At 61.0% G+C, this 21,706-nt stretch carries 20 protein-coding genes; 6 read left to right on the forward strand and 14 right to left on the reverse strand.

Annotation, left to right across the window (positions count from 1 at the left end; genetic code table 11):
• Nucleotides 1-156: 156 nt before the first annotated feature.
• Together H0Z09_RS21440 and rlmKL are read right to left on the reverse strand one after the other, a co-directional pair.
• Entirely contained in the window at nt 157-2,583 is a 2,427-nt protein-coding gene (locus tag H0Z09_RS21440; protein ID WP_186693294.1) for a diguanylate cyclase, read from the reverse strand.
• 140 nt (nt 2,584-2,723) lie between these two features.
• Nucleotides 2,724-4,988 carry a bifunctional 23S rRNA (guanine(2069)-N(7))-methyltransferase RlmK/23S rRNA (guanine(2445)-N(2))-methyltransferase RlmL gene (rlmKL, locus tag H0Z09_RS21445; protein ID WP_186693295.1) on the reverse strand — a complete coding sequence of 755 codons (2,265 nt, stop codon included), beginning with the start codon at nt 4,986-4,988 and terminating at the stop codon, nt 2,724-2,726.
• 543 nt (nt 4,989-5,531) lie between these two features.
• Here rlmKL and H0Z09_RS21450 point away from each other — a divergent pair.
• Nucleotides 5,532-5,747 carry a ribosome modulation factor gene (locus tag H0Z09_RS21450; RefSeq protein ID WP_074702867.1) on the forward strand — a complete coding sequence of 72 codons (216 nt, stop codon included), beginning with the start codon at nt 5,532-5,534 and terminating at the stop codon, nt 5,745-5,747.
• A 251-nt stretch (nt 5,748-5,998) separates the two neighbouring features.
• Here H0Z09_RS21450 and H0Z09_RS21455 read toward each other — a convergent pair whose 3' ends face one another.
• The 5 genes from H0Z09_RS21455 to sctC form a co-directional block, all read right to left on the reverse strand.
• Entirely contained in the window at nt 5,999-7,018 is a 1,020-nt protein-coding gene (locus H0Z09_RS21455; protein WP_186693297.1) for a quinone-dependent dihydroorotate dehydrogenase, read from the reverse strand.
• An 86-nt stretch (nt 7,019-7,104) separates the two neighbouring features.
• The gene (locus H0Z09_RS21460; RefSeq protein ID WP_346656804.1) at nt 7,105-7,566 is read right to left on the reverse strand and encodes a transglycosylase SLT domain-containing protein; all 462 of its coding nucleotides are present in this window, start codon (nt 7,564-7,566) and stop codon (nt 7,105-7,107) included.
• Nucleotides 7,559-7,966, reverse strand: coding sequence for a winged helix-turn-helix domain-containing protein (locus tag H0Z09_RS21465; protein ID WP_186693302.1), 408 nt, complete (start codon nt 7,964-7,966; stop codon nt 7,559-7,561). The genes H0Z09_RS21460 and H0Z09_RS21465 overlap by 8 nt, the downstream gene beginning before the upstream one ends.
• 152 nt (nt 7,967-8,118) lie before the next feature.
• Entirely contained in the window at nt 8,119-8,343 is a 225-nt protein-coding gene (locus tag H0Z09_RS21470; protein ID WP_076949495.1) for a FliM/FliN family flagellar motor switch protein, read from the reverse strand.
• Between the two features lie 15 nt (nt 8,344-8,358).
• Nucleotides 8,359-9,798, reverse strand: a complete 1,440-nt coding sequence (gene sctC, locus H0Z09_RS21475; RefSeq protein ID WP_186693454.1) for a type III secretion system outer membrane ring subunit SctC — start codon at nt 9,796-9,798, stop codon at nt 8,359-8,361.
• Between the two features lie 274 nt (nt 9,799-10,072).
• On the opposite strand from sctC, the gene H0Z09_RS21480 reads away from it, so the two are divergent.
• The 5 genes from H0Z09_RS21480 to cobA all read left to right on the forward strand — a co-directional run bounded on the left by H0Z09_RS21480 (nt 10,073) and on the right by cobA (nt 15,718).
• The gene (locus H0Z09_RS21480) at nt 10,073-11,299 is read left to right on the forward strand and encodes a CmpA/NrtA family ABC transporter substrate-binding protein (protein WP_186693304.1); all 1,227 of its coding nucleotides are present in this window, start codon (nt 10,073-10,075) and stop codon (nt 11,297-11,299) included.
• A gap of 13 nt (nt 11,300-11,312) precedes the next feature.
• Nucleotides 11,313-11,888: an ANTAR domain-containing protein gene (locus H0Z09_RS21485; protein ID WP_076949497.1), complete on the forward strand. Its 576-nt coding sequence runs from the start codon at nt 11,313-11,315 to the stop codon at nt 11,886-11,888.
• Between the two features lie 178 nt (nt 11,889-12,066).
• Nucleotides 12,067-13,278 (forward strand): nitrate/nitrite transporter, encoded by a 1,212-nt coding sequence (locus H0Z09_RS21490; protein ID WP_076949498.1) that lies wholly within the window; start codon nt 12,067-12,069, stop codon nt 13,276-13,278.
• Nucleotides 13,278-14,948, forward strand: coding sequence for a bifunctional protein-serine/threonine kinase/phosphatase (locus H0Z09_RS21495; RefSeq protein ID WP_186693306.1), 1,671 nt, complete (start codon nt 13,278-13,280; stop codon nt 14,946-14,948). The genes H0Z09_RS21490 and H0Z09_RS21495 overlap by 1 nt, the downstream gene beginning before the upstream one ends.
• 26 nt (nt 14,949-14,974) lie before the next feature.
• Nucleotides 14,975-15,718 (forward strand): uroporphyrinogen-III C-methyltransferase, encoded by a 744-nt coding sequence (cobA, locus tag H0Z09_RS21500; protein WP_186693308.1) that lies wholly within the window; start codon nt 14,975-14,977, stop codon nt 15,716-15,718.
• Nucleotides 15,719-16,036: 318 nt separating this feature from the next.
• Here cobA and H0Z09_RS21505 read toward each other — a convergent pair whose 3' ends face one another.
• The 7 genes from H0Z09_RS21505 to H0Z09_RS21535 form a co-directional block, all read right to left on the reverse strand.
• On the reverse strand, nt 16,037-17,017 hold the full coding sequence (locus H0Z09_RS21505) for an OmpA family protein (RefSeq protein WP_076949501.1): 981 nt from the start codon (nt 17,015-17,017) through the stop codon (nt 16,037-16,039).
• A 107-nt stretch (nt 17,018-17,124) separates the two neighbouring features.
• Nucleotides 17,125-17,715: an RNA polymerase sigma factor SigX gene (gene sigX, locus H0Z09_RS21510; protein ID WP_057009210.1), complete on the reverse strand. Its 591-nt coding sequence runs from the start codon at nt 17,713-17,715 to the stop codon at nt 17,125-17,127.
• Between the two features lie 85 nt (nt 17,716-17,800).
• Complete coding sequence (locus H0Z09_RS21515; RefSeq protein WP_186693311.1) at nt 17,801-18,625, reverse strand: mechanosensitive ion channel domain-containing protein; 825 nt, start codon at nt 18,623-18,625, stop codon at nt 17,801-17,803.
• A 2-nt stretch (nt 18,626-18,627) separates the two neighbouring features.
• The gene (locus H0Z09_RS21520; RefSeq protein ID WP_010208493.1) at nt 18,628-18,873 is read right to left on the reverse strand and encodes a hypothetical protein; all 246 of its coding nucleotides are present in this window, start codon (nt 18,871-18,873) and stop codon (nt 18,628-18,630) included.
• An 86-nt stretch (nt 18,874-18,959) separates the two neighbouring features.
• On the reverse strand, nt 18,960-19,955 hold the full coding sequence (locus H0Z09_RS21525; protein ID WP_186693313.1) for a zinc transporter ZntB: 996 nt from the start codon (nt 19,953-19,955) through the stop codon (nt 18,960-18,962).
• A gap of 13 nt (nt 19,956-19,968) precedes the next feature.
• Complete coding sequence (rraA, locus tag H0Z09_RS21530; RefSeq protein ID WP_010208490.1) at nt 19,969-20,460, reverse strand: ribonuclease E activity regulator RraA; 492 nt, start codon at nt 20,458-20,460, stop codon at nt 19,969-19,971.
• Nucleotides 20,461-20,648: 188 nt separating this feature from the next.
• Nucleotides 20,649-21,638, reverse strand: a complete 990-nt coding sequence (locus tag H0Z09_RS21535; protein WP_186693315.1) for an alpha/beta fold hydrolase — start codon at nt 21,636-21,638, stop codon at nt 20,649-20,651.
• Between the last annotated feature and the right edge of the window lie 68 nt (nt 21,639-21,706).

The following is a 21,706-nucleotide window of genomic DNA, read 5'->3' on the forward strand; positions in this document are numbered from 1 at the left end:
CAGCGAGGCTGCGAAAGCGGTGGGTCAGGCGAAAAAAATGCCAGCAGTGCCGCCGCCTTCGCAGCCTCGCTGGGGCTCGACAGCTCCCACACGGAGATTGGTCAACTGAAAGTTGTGTAGATACCCATGCTGCGAAGGCGGAGTATCAGCAGCCAGTCAATGGGCGGGCGGACCGTCATCGCGGGCCAGCCCGCTCCCACAGATTTCAACCCGGTCCCTGCCCGCCTGCTTGGCCAGGTACACCGCTGAGTCGGCGCGCAGCAGCAACCCATCGACACCTTCGTCCACTCGCCGGCTGGCCACGCCAAAGCTGGCGGTAACAATGCCGACCGGCCCCATCGGTGCATTGCGCAGCGACGACCACAATTCCATCGCCAGAATGTAGGCCTGCGCGCCATCAGTTTGCGGGCACAGCACCATGAATTCCTCGCCGCCCAGGCGGCAGAACACATCGCTGCGGCGCAGGCGCTGGCTGATGCGTTTGCACAATTCCTGCAGGACCCCATCGCCGACGGCATGCCCATGCCTGTCGTTGATGCGCTTGAAGTGATCGATATCCAGCATGATCACCGACAGGGCCCCCGACGTGCGGTTGAGCCTGACCATTTCGATCTTGAGCCGATCCTGGAAATAGCGGCGATTGTGGATCCCGGTCAGGGAGTCGGTGATGGAGAGCGCGCGCAGCTCTTCTTCCACCCGCTTGAGATCGGAAATATCCGACACATAGCCATGCCACAACGTACCGCCAGTGGGTAACTCTTCCGGAGTCGCTTCGCCGCGAATCCAGCGCAGGCCCCGTTGCGGCAACAGCACCCGGTATTCTTCGCGCCAGTGGCTCAACTGCAGCGCCGACAAGCGGATCGACGCACGCACCCGATCCGCATCCAGCGGATGAATACGCTCGAAAACCTTCTTCGCATCCTGTTGCAATACGCCGGGATCGATTTCATAAATGTCACGCATGCCGTCGCTGGCATAGAGGAATTTCCAGTTGTCCCTGGGCTCCAGGGTGAACTGGAAGATGCCGCCGGGCACATGCGCGCTGAGTTTCTTGAGCAAGCGGTCCCTGGCAGCCAAGGCCTCGTAGGCACGCTTTTGCTCGGTAACGTCCAGGTAAATCGCCAGGTGGCCTATCCACAACCCATGGTCGTCGAGCAATACCGTGGCCAGCATGTTCACGGTCAGCTGGCTGCCGTCCTGGCGGATCAGGCTCCATTCGCGGGCTTCGTGCAGGTTGTCCGGGCTTTCCACCAGCATCGCCTGGCTGGCGGGAATCCGCTTGCCCAAGGCTACACTCAAGCTGGTGGAGCGCGCTTCCAGTTCCGACGCCAAGTGCAGGCTTTCCAGGGTGTGGGCGCCCACCACTTGCTCGGCCTTGAAGCCCAGCATCTGTTCGGCGCCGGCGTTGAAGGTGTTGATGACACCGCGCAAGTCGGTGGCAATGATGGCGACCTGGGTGGCCGCATTGAGCACGCTACGCAATTGACCGTGGGCACCACGCAATTCCTGCTCGCGCAGACGCAGTTGCGCGGTACGCTGCTCCACCAGCTTCAACGCGCGCTGGCGTTGGCTCACAAGCACATAGAGCAAGGCGGCGAGCAGCAGGCTGAGCAGGCCGCCCATGGTCAGGATGGTGCTCAGCGAGGAGTGGTTGGCCTGGTCGAACACTTGGCTCGGACGCAGGTTAAGGGCGTACACATGGTCGCCCAAGGTCAGGCGGCGCGCGCCGACCAGGTCACGATCGGACGCGACCGTACCGGACTCGAACAGCACACGCTTTTGCACGTCGGAGGTATCGACCAGTTGCATGACCAGGTTGTCCCGGTCTGGCTTGGGCAGCCCTTCGGCCACCAGTTGGCGCATGCTGATCACCGCCATCACGTAACCGTAGGGCTCGCTCCGGGAGTGTTCGGGCGTGGGCGCGTGGCTCACCGGCGCGACCAGTAAAACCCCGGCGGCATAGGCCGGCTCCACCCCGACCAATTGCATGGGCTGAGACACCGCCAGCTCGCCGGTTGCGCGCGCACGTTCAAGGACCGAACGTCGCAGCGGCTGGGCCAGCAGGTCAAAGCCGAGCGGCGTGCCCAGCAGGCTTTGGGTCTGGGTGTACACCACCGGGACATATTCATCGCGCTCGAGCGCCGGGACCAGTTGACCTGCCGAATTCAACTCGCGGATAACAAAGGGCGTGCCGCGCTGATCGGACACCTGCCGTTCAAACTGGCTGCGCTGTCCGCGGTATACCCGAGGCGCCCACGAGTAAGCGCGGGCGCGTAACAACAAGGGCTCGGCGAACCCGTCGAATTCCTCGCGGGACACTTCATCGGAATTGACGAAAAAACGCCGCAGGCTGTTAAGCCGCTGTTCCTGGTCTTCGAAGCGTTCCTGCAGGCGGGTATAGCGCTCATTGACCAGCAACTGGAAACGTTGACGCACCTGTTGCTGATAGAGGTCGGCGGCCGCCCAGGCGACGATCGCGGTCAACGCGAAACCTGCCAGCAACACCACCAATGCCACCAGCCAAGCCGACGCCTGCTCACTGATAAAGCCTAGGATCTTCGGGCGAACAGCTTGTAACGGCATAGGCAACACTCAAGACGCCAGCCTGCAGGGGTGTCACTTTGGCCAGGCCTTAAGTTATAGCCATCGACCCAAGGTTTGACCAGCGCAAAAAAGCCGCAAGCCCGGAATAATCCAGGCTTGCGGCTTTTTTGTGGCACCGATCAGCGAGCCATGATTTTCCACGCCCGATGGATCTTCGCGTTACGCGCGAAATCCGGGTCGATGGTCTTGTCGCTGATTTCCTCAACCGCATAGCGTTCGCTGAGGTTGTCTTCCAGCGCGAACTTGCGGAAGTTGTTCGAGAAGTACAGCACGCCACCCGGTGCCAGGCGCGCCATGGCCAGATCGAGCAATTGCACGTGGTCGCGTTGTACGTCGAAGATGCCTTCCATGCGCTTGGAGTTGGAGAAGGTCGGCGGGTCGATGAAAATCATGTCGAACTCATCGCGGCTGGCCTCCAGCCAGGCCATCACATCACCCTGCTCCAGGCGGTTCTTGTCGGAGAACCCGTTGAGGGAGAAGTTGCGACGCGCCCAGTCCAGGTAGGTCTTGGACAAGTCGACGCTGGTGGTGCTGCGCGCGCCGCCCTTGGCCGCGTGCACGCTGGCCGTGGCGGTGTAGCAATACAGGTTGAGGAAGCGCTTGCCGGCCGCTTCTTTCTGGATGCGCATGCGCATCGGCCGGTGGTCGAGGAACAGGCCGGTGTCCAGGTAGTCGGTGAGGTTGACCAGCAGCTTGACGCCGCCTTCGCTGACTTCGGTGAACTTGCCCTGGGCGCTCTGGCGCTCGTACTGCTTGGTGCCGCTCTGACGCTCGCGACGCTTGACCACCACGCGGCTCTTGTCGATGTTCAAGGCCTGGGGAATCGCTGCCAGGGCATCGAACATGCGTGCGGAGGCTTTTTCCGGGTCGATGGACTTGGGCGCGACGTATTCCTGCACGTGGACCCAGTCGTGGTACAGGTCGATGGCCATCGAGTATTCCGGCATGTCGGCGTCGTACACGCGGTAGCAATCCACGCCTTCACGCTTGGCCCACTTGCCCAGCAACTTGAGGTTCTTCTGCAGGCGGTTGGCGAACATTTGCCCGCCTTCACTCAGGCGCGCCTGCTCGACCACCGGGGCTGGAGCGGGTTTGATCGGGTTGCCGTTCTTGTTGTACTGGCGTTCCTGCGGCTCGGCCGGCGCCTGATCGTAAGCGGCTTGCTCGCGTTCGGCCTGGCGCTGCTCCGGGGTGCGACGCTCGCCGGTGACGAACTGATCCGGGTTGACCTTGATCAGCAGCAACTTGCACGGCAACGCGCCGTTCCAGAACGAATACTGCTTGTGGCTGCGGATGCCCATGCGCTTGCCCAGGTCCGGCGCGCCGGTGAACACCGCCGCTTCCCAGCCCATGCACGCCTGGCGCAGACGCTCACCAAGGTTCTGGTAGAGGTACAACAGGCTGGCTTCGTCACCCAGGCGCTCGCCGTACGGCGGGTTGCAGATGACCAGGCCTTTCTGGTTCTGGTCCGGGCGCGGCTCGAAGGTGCCGACTTCGCCCTGGTACACCTTGATCCAATGGCTCAGGCCGGCGCGCTCGATGTTGTTGCGCGCGGGCTGGATCAGGCGGGGATCGGCTTCGTAGCCGCGAATCCACAGCGGCGGCTTGTTCATGCCAATGGCGGCGCGTTCGGTGGCTTCGGCGTGCAGTTTCTTCCACAGGGCCGGGACGTGACCGAGCCAAGTGGTGAACCCCCACAGTTCGCGGTTCAGGTTGGGCGCCATGTCGGCGGCGATCATCGCGCCTTCGACCAGGAAGGTGCCCACGCCACACATTGGGTCGCTCAGCGCGCCACCCTCAGCGGCAATACGCGGCCAGCCGGCGCGGATCAGAATTGCAGCGGCGAGGTTTTCCTTCAGCGGCGCCGCGCCCTGCTGCAAGCGGTAACCGCGCTGGTGCAGGCTGTGGCCGGAGAGGTCGAGGGACAGGATGGCTTCGCCACGGTCCAGACGCAGGTGAATGCGCAGGTCCGGGTTGATCTTGTCGATGGAGGGGCGTTCGCCAGTCGGCGTGCGCAGCTTGTCGACAATCGCATCCTTGACCTTCAGCGCGCCGAAGTGGGTGTTATCGATGCCCGAGCCGTGGCCGCTGAATTCAACCGCCAGGCTGCCGTCGCTGACCATGTGGTCGGCCCATTCGATATCCAGTACGCCGTGGTAGAGGTCTTCGGCGTCCTTCATCGGGAAGCGCTTGAGCACCAACAGCACGCGGTTGGCCAGGCGCGACCAGAGGCACAGGCGGTAGGCGGTTTCCATGTCGGCCATGCCGCGCACGGCCGAGGTGTGCTCGCGGGCTTCCTCAAGGCCAAGCCCGACGGCTTCCTCGATCAGCAGGCCTTCAAGGCCCTTGGGGCAAGTGAGGAAGAGTTCAAAACGGTCCGACATGGGGCATTCCAGGCTTTTCAGCAATAAATGAACGGGCGACGCATCGCCGGCTCGGTTTTCAATCAAGCACTTTTCTTGAAGAGTGCTCGCGTGGCACGAATGTGCCGTCCCACCCCGTCCGCCAGGCACTCGGGCCTTTATTGACGGGGCAGAAAGAACTTTTAACAACTAAACCCGCAACAAAAAGAAATATTGCGACCCTTCGTCGAATAATAACCGACTGCAACGGGCGGGCATTCTCACCAAAGGATTAAACCCATCCGCTGTGCAGGCTGCATCATAGCTGGCTTTGCCAGATAAAGGGGGTTCAACGCCATCCCGGCTTATGGCCATAGCATCATTATCGTTACGTGCTTATGACAAAACGATCATTGAATCCATGTGACCTATTGGTTAGAACTCAACACAGGTCGGCGCCGTTACGGTGTCGACACATAGGCTCGCCACGCCGGCAGCGAGCCCACCAACGGCAGAAAAACTCTGCCCGGCCCCACACGGGGGCCGAAGGATATCAAGACAGTCAACAAGTGAGGGAAACACCCTATGAGAAGACTTAAGCGTGATCCGTTGGAAAGAGCATTTTTACGCGGATATCAATATGGCGTTCATGGCAAATCCCGTGAGCTTTGCCCATTTACTCTACCGTCGGTACGCCAAGCCTGGATCAACGGCTGGCGAGAAGGACGCGGCGACAACTGGGACGGTATGACTGGCACTGCGGGAATCCACAGACTCAACGAACTTCGCGCCGTCGGCTAATCAAGGGCAATCAATTCCGACATCAGCACCTTTGAATATGTAACGACTTACCATGCGCGCCCCATCCGGGCGGCGGGCTTCGGCCCAGGGGCTCCTTCAAGGAGCCCTTTTTATTGGGCGGCTCTCACGCCTGATCGTTCCCACGCTCTGCGTGGTAATGCATCCTGTGACGCTCTGCGGCACCTAGTTTCTCGGCGGGACGCGGAGCGTCCGGGGCGGCATTCCCACGCGGAGCATGGGAACGATCAGCATCAGCGCAAGGCAGCGATCGCATCCACCGACTGACGAATCAGCGCCGGCCCCTTGTAGATAAAGCCGGAATACAACTGCACCAGGCTGGCGCCGGCGGCGATTTTTTCCGCCGCATGCTTGCCTTCGGTGATGCCGCCCACGGCGATGATTGGCAAACGCCCGGCCAGCTCGGCCGCCAGCACCTTGACGATATGGGTGCTCTGCTCGCGCACCGGCGCACCCGACAGACCGCCCGCTTCGTCACCATGGGCCAGGCCTTCGACACCCACGCGGCTGAGCGTGGTGTTGGTGGCGATCACCGCATCCATTCCCGAATCCAGCAGGGCCTGGGCGACCAGCACGGTTTCTTCGTCGCTCATGTCCGGGGCAATCTTGATCGCCAAGGGCACGCGTTTGCCATGGCGCACCGCCAAGTCTTCCTGACGCTGGCGCAAGGCTTCGAGCAGTTGCTTGAGGGAGTCGCCGAACTGCAGGCTGCGCAGGCCCGGCGTATTGGGCGAGCTGACGTTGACAGTGACGTAGCTGGCATGGGCGTAGACCTTGTCCAGGCAGATCAGGTAGTCATCCACCGCACGCTCAACCGGCGTGTCGAAGTTCTTGCCGATATTGATGCCCAGGATGCCCTTGTATTTCGCTGCCTGTACCCGCGATAACAAATGATCAACCCCCAGGTTATTGAAGCCCATGCGGTTGATGATCGCCCAGGCTTCGGGCAGACGGAAGATGCGCGGCTTGGGGTTGCCCGGTTGTGGCCGCGGGGTCACGGTGCCGATTTCGACAAAACCGAATCCCAGTTGTGCAAAACCGTCGATGGCTGCCCCGTTCTTGTCCAGACCGGCCGCCAGGCCAACCGGGTTGGGGAAGTCGAGTCCCATGACGGACACCGGCATTTTCGCCGGAGCCTTGCATACCAGGCCATTGAGCCCCAGGCGGCCACCCGCGCCGATCAGGTCCAGGGACAGATCGTGTGAGGTTTCCGGGGAGAGTTTGAACAACAGCTGGCGGGCCAAGGTATACATGGGCAGGCTAGACTCGGATGGCGGCGAAAGGTGGCGGCGATTATAGCCGGGGTGACCGGGAGCGCGCGAGGCGTGAACCTCAATCGTCAGTAGCGATGCGCAACCAACTGCTCATAAACCGCCCAGATTTTCTGCGCATATTGCATGCGCAGTTCCTCACGCTCGGGCCCGGCGCCCGTCCCCACGTTGTAGGAACCTACCGCTGTCCAGTTATAGCCGAAGCGCTGGATGAACTCGGCGAGAATCGAAGCACCCACCTCAACCGACAGGCATGGCTCGTTGATCAAGCGCTCTTCGGTGATGCCCTGCTTGAGCAGGCGCGGCAAGTGAATGCTGTTGATCTGCATCAGACCGATGTCGTGGGTGCCGTTGCGGTTGGCGTGATTCATCGCTTGCGCCTGAAAACCCGACTCCACGGCGGCAATCGCTTGCAGCAACTCAGGCTCGATGTCGAAGCGACTCGCGGCGCTCTCCCAGCAGTAGGCAAGCGCCTGGTTACTGGCCAACAGCACACTCATCACCAGGCCCTTGCTCCAGAACCTAGCCACAGTTCACTGAGCCCTGGCTGACTTGCCCGCAGACCGAACACACATATTCCCGGAGGCCGGAGACATGGACGACTGTATTGACCGTACATGTGAAGCGGTACCCCTGGCCGTAGATCGTCTTGATAAATCCCTTGTCGACGCCAAGGTACTTGCGCAACGAGTAGATACAGCGCGTCAGTGATTCTTCGGCGACCTCCCCCTGTGGCCAGGCAAGCTCCAGCAAGCGATCCTTGGTCATCAACGCCCCACCGGAAACCAGCAGCAGACGCAACACCTGCCACTCCTTGGGCGGTAGCTGGACGTCCGAACCCTCGCCCGTCAGGCGGCCGTGGTCATGCAGGGTCCAGCGTCCGAAAACCAGGGAAGTCGTCGTCCCTCCATCATCCATGACGGTCATCATTACCTCGGCATCCGACTACTGACATTGAAGTCCTCGTTTCCATCACTGGCTTATGGGCCCACGTCACCACTATAAAAAACCGCCTCACGGCTCACGTTAGGAAAAAACCCATACATGCGGCGGCTTGCGGAGCCACGCCGTAAGACGTTTCGCTATTCACCTCCCCCAGGCAGCCACGCCTGATACACCTCATGTAACTCAACCCCCAGCCGGTCCTCCAACTGCACCAGTTCGCCCAAGGCCAGTAATTGCCCGTTCACCCGCACTTCCACGCAATGGATTATCTGTGGCGTCAACGGCAACACCTTTCCGGGCGCAAAGGCTGCCAGGCGCCTGCGGCTGATCAGTTGTTCCTGTAGAAGAATTTCCAGATGCATGGGTTAACGCCTTGTTTACGGTGGGAGATCGTGTTCCGGACGTACAAACGCACGTTGCACTCGCTCGTATTGCGCAGCCGTCAAGGGTGGCGGCCCTGCGTCCTGGTCCTGTCCCTTCAATTCGCTGCCCACCGCCCTGGCCTGGATCACAAACAGACGCACCTGAGCCGAACGTCCAGCCCCCCGTCCTTCAGGCTCCCGTGGAAACGCGCCCAGCCATAGGCGCCTGCCTTGCGGTACACGCACCACGCTGTTGATGCCCACTCGCCCCACCGCCGCGCTTTTTTCGCGACGCCCCGCCTCGGTTATCTGGCGGCCTTCTTCAACCTCAAGGCGCATCTCGACCTGGTTGGCCTCGACAAAACGCGGCAGTACGCTGACCTGGGTGCCATAACGCAGCGGTTTCCAGTCGGCCTGGCCGCCTCCGGGCGGTGGCAGATAGAACGTGTGGCTATCCTGGAAAACCGCCGGCACATTTTCCTGCGTGAGGATTACCGGCAAGGTCGTCACCCTCGCGCGGCGACGACGCTCCAATGCGCTGATCCTGGCCATCAGGTGGCTGTCATCCAGCGGGGCCAGGACTCGCGTGGCCGTCATCTGCACGCCCCCGTCCTCGTCCAGGCCCAGCTTTTTCAGTTCGTCGTGTTCCACATCCACCAGCCACAACGAGACCTCGATCGCGCGCTTGGGCAGGTCGAGTTCCGCCACCAGTTTCTGTAGGAAACTCACCTGCGCCGGCTTGCCCTTGATCAGCAGGCTGTTGCTATCCGGGTAGGCGATCACGCCAAGACTTTTGTCGGCCAGCAACCCCTTATGTTCATTGGCCAGCAGGGTCTCGATCATCGAGGCCATCCCCGGTACGGTAACCGGGCTGTCGCGTGTGCCGTACTGGCGGTCCGTCACGTCGGTGTTGAACACCTGGACGACGCCGAAAGCCTGCGCCCCTATCCGTAATTCGGCCCGTTGGCGGTCCATCAACTGGGCCAGGCGCAGCACCTGGTCGACATAATTGGGCGGGCCGGACACATAGAATGTGCGTCCGCCGCTTTCACGCAGCGGATAGCGCGACTCATCCAGGCCCGAGCGGCGCATGAGCGCGCGCAGCCTGTCGACGGATATATGCCGCAATGTCACCGCTGAGCTTTTCGCCTCGCTCGCGTCATACACATAGAGCGCTTGACCGTCGCTGTACCAGATCAACCCCTGTTGCATAGCGAGCGTCTCCAGGGCCTGTTGCGGGGCATCGAAATCGAGCGCAACGCTGAGTCGCTTGCGGGCCACTTCGCGGCTCACAACGATAGCCAACCCCAGGGGTTCCGAGAGTGCGGTAAACACGGTGTGCAGGCTTTCGTCCTGTGCCAGGTAAAGCTCGCCCCAGGCAAGCGCACTTCCCGACACCAGCGCGGCAAACAGCGCAGCAAGAAAAAGCCGGCGGCACAGCCAGAGGCAGGGCATCGTTGCAAGGAAGTCGGCGTGCACCGTGGGGTTTCCTGGGCGGTCGGGCAGTAAGAGTGCGGCCATACTGAAAGGCCGCCCGGTTTCAATCTTGATGGAAAGTTGACGGCCATCCAGGCCTTGCCACCCGTGGCATGTGCCTTGCTATGAACTCTGTATCAGAGCACGCACCAACGGCGGAGCGGGCTACGGACAAAGGCGTCGTTACCCGCATTGGCCTACAGCGCCATCTGAGGGAACGACGCTTTTTTTTTGAAAGAAAAGGTAGGTGTTGATGAACGATTCGGTTGGCAGCAGCCCGATGAACGACCCGCTGGCTTGGGTCAACGGCAGTGATGCCCCGGAAAAGAGCAGCCTGGACCTTGGCTTCATGGCCTTGAGCGACTGCGCCTCGCTGGTGGTGGCCGCCACCCAGGGCTTCGCGCAACCCCATGGCCTGACCTTGAACCTCAAGCGCCAGTCGTCCTGGGCCAACCTGCGCGACAAGCTGGTCAGTGGTGAACTGGATGCCGCCCACAGCCTGTACGGGCTGATCTATGCCGTGCACCTGGGCATCGGCGGCGTCGCGCCCATCGACATGGCTGTACTGATGGGGCTCAACCAGAACGGCCAGAGCATCAACCTGTCGCACGGTCTGCAGCAACAAGGGGTGATCACTCCTGAGGCACTGGACCGCCACGTGCACCAAAGCCGAACAAAACTGACCTTCGCTCAGACCTTTCCCACAGGCACCCACGCCATGTGGCTGTATTACTGGCTGGCAAGCCAAGGCATCCACCCGTTGCAGGATGTGGACAGCGTAGTGGTCCCGCCGCCGCAAATGGTTGCGCACCTGCAAGCCGGACGCATCGACGGCTTTTGCGTCGGTGAACCCTGGAGCGCCAGCGCGGTGCGGCAAAACCAGGGGTTTACCTTGGCGACGACCCAGGCGATCTGGCCGAACCATCCGGAGAAGGTGCTCGGCTGCACCCAGGCGTTCGTGGAGCAGTATCCCAACACCGCGCGGATACTGGTGATGGCAATCCTGGAAGCCAGTCGGTTTATCGAGCAAAGCCGCGAAAACCGCCGCTCCACAGCACAGTTGCTCAGTGGCCGCGAGTACCTCGACGCCCCGCTCGACTGCATCGAGCCGCGCCTGCTGGGCGCCTACGACGACGGCCTGGGCAACGAGTGGCAGGACCCCCACGCCCTGCGTTTTTTCGCCGATGGCGAGGTGAACCTGCCCTACTTGTCCGACGGCATGTGGTTCATGACCCAGTTTCGGCGCTGGGGCCTCTTGCGCGAAGACCCGGACTACCTCGGCGTCGCGCGCCAGGTGCAGCAATTGGCGTTGTATCGCCAGGCAGCCGACGCGCTGGGTATTGCGGCCATAAACCAGGACATGCGCAGCAGCCAGTTGATCGACGGCAAGACCTGGGACGGTTGCGACCCTGCCGGTTATGCCCGCAGCTTCCGCCTGCACGCCCTGGCCGATACCACTCACCGCCAAGCCTGGCGCTGACAGGAGGACCTCCATGCTGCGAATCCTGCTGATCAATGATACCCCGCGCAAGGTCGGGCGCCTGCGCACGGCACTGGTCGAGGCGGGCTTTGAGGTGATCGATGAGTCCGGCTTGATCATTGACCTGCCCGCACGCGTCGAAACGGTGCGCCCGGACGTGATCCTGATCGATACCGAGTCACCGGGGCGCGATGTGATGGAGCAAGTGGTCCTGGTCAGCCGCGACCAACCCCGGCCCATCGTGATGTTCACCGATGAGCACGACCCGGACGTAATGCGCCAGGCGATAAAATCCGGGGTCAGCGCCTACATCGTCGAAGGCATCCAGGCCCAGCGCCTGCAACCGATCCTGGATGTGGCCATGGCCCGTTTCGAAAGCGACCAGGCCTTGCGCGCCCAGCTTCAGGCCCGAGACCAGCAACTGGCCGAGCGCAAGCGAATCGAGCTGGCCAAGGGCATGCTGATGAAAATGAAAGCCTGCAACGAAGAAGAGGCCTACACCCTGATGCGCCGCCAGGCCATGAGCCGCCAGCAGAAACTGATTCAGGTGGCGGAGCAGATTATCGCCATGAGCGAATTGCTTGGCTGATGTGGCGTAGCTTTTGCTAAGTAAACATCACAGGTAGCCAACGGCGGTTGCCCCTCCACGACAAAGACGTCGCACACCCGGTTTGCCCTCGCGAACCCGGTGGCGGCGTTTTTTCGTTTTGGCCCCAGTCAGTGGGGCCCCCGGCCTTCTTACAAGACCCCAACCGTTGAGGTGCGTGATGAAATCAAGCTTCTGGAAATCCGGGCACACCCCGACCCTGTTTGCCGCGTTCCTGTATTTCGACCTGAGCTTCATGGTCTGGTACCTGCTGGGCCCGCTGGCGATACAAATCGCCGCCGATCTGCACCTGACCACCCAGCAGCGCGGGTTGATGGTGGCGACGCCTATCCTCGCCGGTGCGATATTGCGCTTCCTGATGGGCATGCTGGCCGACAAGCTGTCGCCCAAGACCGCTGGGCTGATCGGCCAGGTGATCGTGATTTGCGCGCTGTTCGGCGCCTGGAAACTGGGGATTCACACTTACGAGCAAGCCTTGCTGCTGGGCCTGTTCCTCGGCATGGCCGGCGCATCGTTCGCCGTCGCGCTGCCGTTGGCCTCCCAGTGGTATCCGGCTGAACACCAGGGCAAGGCGATGGGCATCGCCGGCGCGGGGAACTCCGGCACTGTGTTCGCCGCGTTGCTGGCGCCTGTATTGGCGGCCGCATTCGGTTGGAGCAACGTGTTCGGCTTTGCGCTGATCCCGCTGGTGCTGACCCTGATCGTGTTTGCCTGGCTGGCGCGCAATGCCCCTGAACGGCCAAAAGCCAAATCCATGGCCGACTATTTCAAAGCCTTGGGCGACCGTGACAGCTGGTGGTTCATGCTCTTCTACAGCGTGACCTTCGGCGGCTTCATCGGCCTGGCGAGCGCCCTGCCCGGTTACTTCAACGACCAGTACGGCCTGAGCCCGGTGACCGCCGGTTATTACACCGCCGCCTGTGTGTTCGGCGGCAGCCTGATGCGTCCCTTGGGCGGCGCGCTGGCAGACCGCTTCGGCGGGATCCGTACGTTGCTGGGCATGTACAGCGTGGCAGCGATCTGCATCGCGGCGGTGGGTTTCAACCTACCGAGTTCATACGCCGCGCTGGCCTTGTTCGTCTGCACCATGCTCGGCCTGGGTGCCGGCAATGGCGCGGTATTCCAACTGGTGCCCCAGCGTTTCCGTCGCGAAATTGGCGTGATGACCGGCCTGATCGGCATGGCCGGCGGTATTGGCGGATTCGCCCTGGCGGCGGGCATGGGGGCGATCAAGCAAAGCACCGGCAGCTATCAAATGGCGCTCTGGCTGTTTGCCAGCCTTTGCGTGCTGGCCTGGTTCGGCCTGCATGGCGTGAAGCGTCGCTGGAGAACCACCTGGGGCTCGGCTGCCGTGACGGCTGCGCGGGTCTGATGAGCCTGCAACTGAGCGTCGCCCAGGCCAGCGCCATCGGCCCGCGCACGGAAAACCAGGACGCGCTGCGGGTCGTCACACCCGTGGCCGAACTGGCGGCGAGCAAAGGTTACCTGTGCGCCATGGCGGATGGCGTGAGCCAGTGCGCCGACGGTGGCCTGGCTGCGCGCTCGACCTTGCAGGCCCTGGCCCTGGATTACTACGCCACGCCGCAAACCTGGGGCGTGGCCCAGGCCCTGGAACGTTTGCTGCTGGCACAAAATCGCTGGCTGCAGGCCAACGGTGGGGGCCAACCCTTGCTCACCACCCTTAGCGCGCTGGTGTTTCGCGGCCAGCGTTTTACCCTGGCGCATGTCGGCGATTGCCGCGCCTATCGCTGGTTCGATGACCAACTGCAGCGCATCAGTGAAGACCACGTGTGGGAGCAGCCGGGCATGCAGCATGTGCTCAAGCGCGCCCTCGGCCTGGATCAGCATCTGGTGGTGGATTTTCTGGATGGCCAATTGCGCGAAGGCGAATGTTTCCTGCTGCTCAGTGACGGTGTGTGGGCCACCCTTGGCGATCACAGCATCCGTGGGATTTTGCGCGAACAAACGGACTTGGCGCTGGCGGTCAACACGCTGGTAAGCGCCGCACACCTGGCCGGCAGCCAGGACAATGCCAGCGCCCTGCTCATACGCGTCGACACGCTTGGCGCCGCCACGCTCGGCGATGCCTTGGTGCAGCTGCAACAATGGTCGTTGCCACCGCTGCTCAAAGCCGGGCAACACTTTGAAGGCTGGCAGGTGGAAAGCGTTCTGGCGCAAAGCCGGCAGTCGTTACTGTACCGGGTGCGGGACGCCCAGCAACAACCCTGGCTGCTGAAAACCCTGCCGTTGAGCCACGACGACGACCGCGAAGCCGGCCAGGCATTGCTGTCGGAGGAATGGTTTCTACGCCGGGTTGCCGGGCGGGCGTTTCCTGAAGTGCATGTCGGCAGCAGTCGCCAGCATTTGTACTACGTGATGCGTGAGTATGCCGGCCAGACCCTGGCCGAACTGTTCGAGCGTGAGGGTCTGTTGTCCCTGGCGCAATGGCAGTCGGTGGCCGAACGCTTGCTAAGGGCGGTGGGTATGCTGCACCGGCGGCAGATCCTGCACCGCGATATCAAGCCGGAAAACCTGTTGCTGGGCGACGATGGCGAATTGCGGGTGCTGGATTTCGGCCTGGCATACTGCCCAGGCTTGTCGCAGGACCGCGATCATGAACTACCGGGCACGCCAAGTTTTATCGCACCCGAGGCGTTCAATGGCGACCGTCCTACGGCCCAACAGGATTTATACAGTGTTGGCGTCACCCTGTATTACCTGCTGACAGGGCATTACCCCTACGGTGAAATCGAGGCTTTCCAACGGCCGAGGTTCGCCCAACCTGTCAGCGCCAGCCGTTATCGCCCCGATCTGCCGGACTGGCTGCCGCTCAGCCTGGAGCGCGCCGTGGCCGCACAGCCTGGGCATCGCTATGAGACCGCCGAAGAATGGCTGCTTGTGCTTGAACAGGCTGACCGGCAGGAGCTGAGCGTGCGCCCCAGACCGCTGTTGGAGCGTGAACCCCTGAAGGTCTGGCGCGCGCTGGGGTTGATCTCAATGCTGATCAACCTGGTGCTGTTGTACTCACTTTTTCACAGCTGACGTCATCCCTGGACGAGGAAAAACCCATGAACGCAAAAGTCTGGCTGGTAGGTGCAGGTCCTGGCGACCCGGAGCTGCTGACCCTCAAGGCTGTACGCGCCCTGCGCGAAGCCGACGTGGTGCTGATCGACGACCTGGTCAACCCGGCAGTGCTGGAACACTGCGTTGAAGCGCGGGTGATCACCGTGGGTAAACGCGGCGGCTGTCGCTCGACCCCGCAGGATTTTATCCACCGCTTGATGCTGCGTTATGCGCGCCAGGGCAACTGCGTGGTGCGCCTCAAAGGCGGGGACCCGTGCATTTTCGGGCGTGGTGGCGAAGAGGCCATGTGGTTGCGTGAACGGGGCGTCGAGGTGGAGTTGGTCAACGGGATTACGGCGGGGCTGGCGGGGGCTACCAATTGCGCTGTGCCGCTGACCCTGCGCGGGGTAAGTCGTGGCGTGACGCTGGTCACGGCGCATACCCAGGACGACAGCAGCCTGAATTGGCGCGCCCTGGCAGAGGGCGGGACGACCCTGGTGGTGTACATGGGCGTGGCGAAACTGGAGGAAATTCGCCAGCAATTGCTGGACGGCGGGATGGCGGCGGACATGCCGGTGGCGATGATCGAAAATGCGTCGCTGCCCCAGCAAAGGGAATGCCATAGCGAACTGTCGCGCCTGTACGAAGATGCGCAGGCGTTTGCCTTGAAGAGCCCGGCCATCCTGGTGATCGGCCGCGTCGCCGCGCCTGGACAGGTCGCCTGCCTGGCGCAAGCCGCGAGCGCCTGAGATCAAGATCACAAGCCAGATCAAGAGCAGCTCGATATCCGCTAATGTATGAAGATCCAAATGTGGGAGCGGGCTTGCTCGCGAATGCAGTGGGTCAGCCATGCATGTAGTGACTGACCCACCGCATTCGCGAGCAAGCCCGCTCCCACAGTTTTAACCGCGTTCGGCACATGCAGTTCGGTCGACTCCAAGGCCGCCACGGGAGCAAGCTCCCTCGCCACAAACCGCTGAAAGCCTTGTAGATACCTATGCGCCTGAGGCAAATCCCAGGCGAAAAAAAGCCCGGCCTGAGCCGGGCTTTTTTCTACTACTCAGTAATTACTGAGCTTGAGCTTCAACCGACGCTTCTACGCGACGGTTAACAGCACGACCAGCTTCAGTTGCGTTGTCAGCAACTGGGCGGGATTCGCCGTAACCTACTGCGGTTACACGGCTTGGAGCAACGCCGTCTTTAACCAGGACTTGCTTGACAGCGTCAGCACGACGCTGGGACAGCTTCTGGTTGTAAGCGTCTGGACCTACGGAGTCAGTGTGACCAGCAACTTCTACGTTGGTAGCTGGGTACTGAGCCATGAAGTCGGCCAGGTTTTTCACGTCGCCGTAGCTGTTAGGCTTAACAACGGCCTTGTCGAAGTCGAACTTAACGTCCAGCTCAACACGTACAACCTGAGCAACTGGAGCTTCTGGCTCTGGAGTTGGCTCTGGAGCTGGTGCTGGGGTAGGAGCTGGAGCAGCTGCGCCAGCGTTACCGCCGAAGTTCACGCCCAGGCCGACCAGTGCGGAGTAGTCCCACTTGCCGTTGTCCAGACCGTAGTCAGCTTCAACACCGGCACGAGCGTACAGGTTGTTGGTGAAGTAGTACTTCACGCCAGTACCGACGGTAGCGAAAGTGGTCTGATCGCGACCGCTGTGGCCGTCAGCAATAACGTTGGTACGGCTCTGGTGACCGAAACCGCCTTCTACGTATGGACGCAGGCTGTCTACGCCAGCTTGACCGAAGTGATACTGGGCAACGAGGCTGCCGGTATCGCCTTTGATCTTCTGGTTACCAGTACCGTCGTTCGAACGGGTGTGGTTGGTTTTGTCGTAGGACAGGTTCAAGGACAGGTCGTCGGTCAGGAAGTAACCGATGCGAGCGCCAGGATTGAAGCCGTCTTCGATGTGCTTGACGCTATCGTTGTACTGCTTCTTGTAGAACAGCTCGCCTTCAACTGCGCCTTGGCCTTGTGCCAGAACGCCGAAAGAAGTAGCGGCAATAAGAGAACCAATGGCCAAGCCCAAGGTGTTTTTCAGTTTCATCCGTTAAATCCCCATCTGGTGATTGTAAAGCAGTCCCACAAACCGGGGGACAACTCGGCGACAAGTCTAACAGAACTTGCCTACACGTAAGAGATATTTGCCACGCACTAAGTTTCAGTCTCGCCCGCAAATTTCTCACGTAATTTATCTAGAGCACGCTTGTAGCGCATTTTTGTAGCACTCAAACCCATGTGCATGATGTCAGCGATTTCCTGAAATTCCAGCTCTGCGACAAAACGTAGCACCAGAATCTCGCGGTCAATCGGGTTCACATACACCAGCCAGCGATCGAGCCCGCCCTTGTCCTCGGGTGCCGGCGCCTTTTCTTCAGACGCCTCCTCAAGGGGGTCCAGACTCAAAGCGTCCATCAAGCGACGCTTTCGCCGTTCCTTGCGATACTGCGTGATGCACTCGTTGTACGTGATGCTGTAGAGCCAGGTCTTGAACTTCGATTTGCCCTCGAAGTTCTTCAGGCCGTACAACACCTTGAGCATCACTTCCTGACAGACATCGTCCGCATCTCTATCGTTCCCTAAATACCTTGAACAAACGTTGAACAGAGTGCGTTGATATCTGCGCATCAATTCTTCGTAGGCGCGAGTGATGTGAAAAAGCTCAGTGTGCGCGCGCGCGACCAACTCCTCATCAGAGAGCTCACGGGGGTCATAGCGCGTGGACAGCGTTTGGGCTTTATTCAAAACAAGTCGTGCCGACAGTCAGGTCAATGTCCGCCACAGCCCGTTCAGCCGGGCTCGCGGCGGCGTACATTAGCAGGGTGCCGGGTTAGCGGCTACTGACCTGCTGCTCGAGGAGAATCCGATTGGACAGCGACACCAGGTCGCCGTCATCGGTCAGCACCGTCGTCTTGACCGTGCCGATCTCCTCGATTTGCCCTTCGACCTCGCCCACACGCACCTGCTGCCCCACCTGGTACAGCTCACGCACATAGATTCCCGCAAGAATCTGACCGGCAATTTCCCGGCTTCCCAAGCCCATGGCCAGCGCAACTGCCAGACCAACGGTAATCAAAACGATGACAATCACATGGTTGAGCAGGTCAGTCTTGACCTCCAACTGGCTGATCGCGACCGAAATACTGATGATAATGACCAGCCCCTGGGCAATGCGTCCCAGGCCGGCGGCATAGTCCAGCCCCACGCCTTCGGCGGCGCCACGCACCAGGCCATTGGCCAGTTGCGCCAGCAAAACACCTACCAGCAGTACCAGCGCGCCGCCGAAAACCTTCGGCAAATACAGCGCCAGCATGTCGAGCGTAGCTGAAACTCGCTCAAGTCCAAGGGATTGAGCCGCCGAAACCAGAAAAATCAGCAAAACAAACCAATAAACGATCTTGCCGATCAATGTCGAGATCGGCACTTGCAGCCCGACCCGCCCCAGCAGTTTGGTCAGGCCGGTGCCTGCCATCAAACGGTCAAGGCCCAGCTTGGCCAGCAATTTGGACAGCAGGGTGTCGAGCAGCTTGGCCACGACAAAGCCCAACAGCACCAGTACCAGGGCACCAAACAGGTTGGGAATGAAATTCGCCACCTTGGTCCACAATGCGGTCATCGCGGTGACCAGGCTCTGGGTCCAGAGATCAAGTTCCATATTCAATCAGCCTTATCAGCAGTGCGAGCAAGAGATTTACGACGGGAAACAGGCGATACGTGGGCTGAACCATTGTTCAGGGCCATCATCAGCGCCGGCACCCAGCGGCCGAGCAGCCCGAACAGATCTCCCGCCCCCACCTGACGGTTGGCGGTTTTCAATACGCGGCCCAGGCAGGCATCGTCGTCGCGGTTGGACGGCGAAGCATTGAGCATGTCACGCAAAGACTGTTCGAACGGATCGTGCATAAGGACCTCTCGCAAGTGATTTAAAAGACGAGGGTAAAATTCTTCGGGTCACATGGTGCCCTTCCTACGTTCAGCTCATATTCAGCTCAAACCCAGCGCAATCGTCGAAACAGCCACCATTGTCCGAGCGCCACCGAGACCATCAACAGGCACGCGATCATGAATCCATAAGGGCTGGCGGAGAACGGAATGCCGCCCACATTTATACCCAGCAGACCGGTGAGAAAGCTCATCGGCAGAAAGATCCCGGTGATGATCCCGAAGCGGTACATGGTGCGGTTCATGCGCACGCTCAAGCGCCGGTCTTCGGCCTCAAGCACAAGCCCCACGCGCTCTCGGGTCAATTCAAGCTCTTCCAGGTAGCGGGTCAGGCTGTTGTTCAATTCGTTCCAGTAATCGGCGTCGTCGTCACAGAACCACGGCAACTTGATGCGCGTGAGTTGGGCAAAAATATCGCGCTGCGGGGCGAGGAATCGCTTCAGCCCGGCCGCTCGTCGACGGATCTGCAGAATGCTGCCGTGTTCCGGGGTGTACCGTTCGTCGGTATCGAGTTTTTCTTCTTCGGCATCGACGATTTCAGACAGGTCGGAGACCAGATCCTGCACTTTATTGGTCAGGTACTGCGCCATATAAAGAATGAGTTCAGACGCGGTCTTGGGCCCCTTGCCGTCCGCCAGTTGCACAAGCAACTCATCGGTGGCCCGCAACGGGCGCAACCGCAGGGAGATCACACGGCTGGCCGCGGCGAAGATGCGCACAGAAACCATGTCTTCCGGTTCCGCTCCCGGGTTGAGGTTGACCCCGCGCAGAAACAGCAGCAACTGCGACTCCGGCAACGGCAACAGACGCGGCCGGGTGTTCTCCTCCAGCAACAGGTCGCAGGCGAACTCGCTCAACCCGCTGGATTTGCGCAGCCAGGTCTGGGTTTGCGGGTGGCTGCGATCCCAATGCAGCCACAGGCTCTCCTGGGGTTGCAGTTGCAATTCATCGAGTTCAGTCCGGGCAATCGAACGCGCGCCGCCTTTACCGTCCAGCACCAGGGCATGCACCAGCCCCCATTGCGCGTTTTCTTCCTCGAACATCCTCACCCCTGTCTTATTCAGGCATTTTCAACGGGCTTGGCGAGACGATCACGCCATTGTTGTCGGCGTAGATGTACTCACCTGGCCGGAAGGTCACGCCGGCAAAGGTGACCACTACGTTCAGGTCACCGATACCCCGTTTGTCGGTCTTCATCGGGTGACTGGCCAAGGCCTGCACCCCCAGGTCGGTCTGGGCGATCACGTCGACGTCACGGATGCAGCCGTAGATCACCAGCCCTTCCCAACCGTTTTTCGCGGCTTTCTCGGCGATCATGTCACCCAGCAGCGCGCGGCGCAGGGAGCCGCCACCGTCGACCACCAGCACCTTGCCGGCGCCAGGCTGGTCGGCCTGCTCCTTGACCAGGGAATTATCTTCGAAGCATTTGATGGTGACGATTTCGCCACCGAAGGAATCCCGGCCGCCGAAATTGCTGAACATCGGCTCCAGCACCTGCACAAGATCCGGGTAGGCGTCGCACAGGTCGGGGGTCACGTAATGGTTCATTGAAAAATTCCTTTCTGTCAAAGAGGTGTCTTTCGAAAGAAGCGCCCGCCAGGGCAGGTGCGAAACATCCCATCCGCTGCGCCGCAACGCAAGAGCGACGAAGCGACTGAATATGACCAGAAGCGTTTAACGCGTCATAGCTTAGCCGCAACCACACAGGAGCGAAACGCCCCTGGTAGAGCGCTGCCTCAAACCGTGGCCAACACCTCGGCCGGCGCGGCGAACAGCGGTGTGAGCGGATCGTTCAGCCAATTCGCCACCAATGGCCACACCTCGGTCTGCGCGGCTTTGCTGACCAGCATTTCCACGTGCCCGAAATCCCCGCTGAAACCCTGCTGGCGGCCCAGGCACAAGTATTGGCGATGCTCGGAACCCACCTGTTCGAACAATTTGCGACACGCCCAGTCCGGGTCTTGATGATCGCCGGCGGCACTGACGGCCAGCAGCGGTACCTCGACTTCGGCCAAGCCCTTCCACCAATCGTGCTTACCTTCGCCAAAGCGGCCAAACAGACCATTCCAGCGCATCGCTTCGATCAATACGCCCGCCGGTTCGTCTTCCGGGCCGCGCTTGAAACGCGAGCCGGACAGCTCGCCGAAACGTTTCAACAGCAAGCGCCCCGTCCATTCCACCGGTGGCAATTTCAACGGCCAATGGGTGCGGCTGACCTGGCAGCCAAACAGCGCCACGGAAGCCACCGCCGGCGCACCAAGGTGCCAGCCACCCAGAGCTGCGGCCAGGCTTATGCCGCCCAGGGAATGACCGATCCAGTGTGGAATTTGCGCACTTTGTTCGCGCACAAACGCGCCAATGGCCGGTAAATCATAACGGGCGTAGTCGGCGACACGGTTGCGGACGTAGTCGTGATTGCGCTTGGACAGGCCATGACCGCGCATTTCCGGGATCCATACATCAAACCCCAGGCGCGCCAGGTAAGCCCCCAGGCCGATGCCCTTGGGTGAGTACCAGAAGCGCCGATTGGAAAAACTGCCATGCAACAGAATAACCGGGATGCCGCGGTTTTCCGGGACATCGGCCAGGCCCAGACGGGTAACCGCCAGCTCGACGGTGCCGTCGGGGCTGTTGCCGGGTTTGAGGCGGTACACATCTTCACTCAGGTCGCCACGACGTTCAGCGCTGATCAGGGCGACGGGAAACAGGTTGCTGCTGCTTTGCATAATGCTCTTGCACAAAAAAGGGCGGCGTCCGCGAGGATTCCCGCCCTGTACAGATAAGAATGCCGGCC

The organism is Pseudomonas sp. SWRI18 (assembly GCF_014268345.1).
GTDB lineage: Bacteria > Pseudomonadota > Gammaproteobacteria > Pseudomonadales > Pseudomonadaceae > Aquipseudomonas > Aquipseudomonas cedrina.